Here is a 383-nt window from a genome sequence, read left to right on the forward strand (position 1 = left end):
TTCTCCCGAGTTCTCTCAAGCGCCTTAGAATACTCATCTCGCCCACCTGTGTCGGTTTGCGGTACGGTCATCGTTAGACTGAAGCTTAGAGGCTTTTCTTGGAACCACTTCCAATTGCTTCGCTCCCTAAGGAGCTCGCGCCACACCCTTGAATTGCGCGCCCGGATTTGCCTAAGCGCCTTCTCCAATGCAGCGACCGGGACTTCCAACACCCGGACAACCTTCCGCGATCCGTCCCCCCATCGCATCTAACGACGGTGCAGGAATATTGACCTGCTTCCCATCAGCTACGCATTTCTGCCTCGCCTTAGGGGCCGACTCACCCTACGCCGATGAACGTTGCGTAGGAAACCTTGGGCTTACGGCGAGGGGGCCTTTCACCC

1 rRNA gene is annotated in these 383 nt (G+C 57.2%); it reads right to left on the reverse strand.

The features are described 5' to 3' along the window. Positions 1-383: ribosomal RNA gene (locus DID96_RS38020) — 23S ribosomal RNA — on the reverse strand; the annotation flags it as partial.

Source organism: Burkholderia sp. Bp8963 (assembly GCF_003854275.1).
Lineage (GTDB): Bacteria > Pseudomonadota > Gammaproteobacteria > Burkholderiales > Burkholderiaceae > Burkholderia.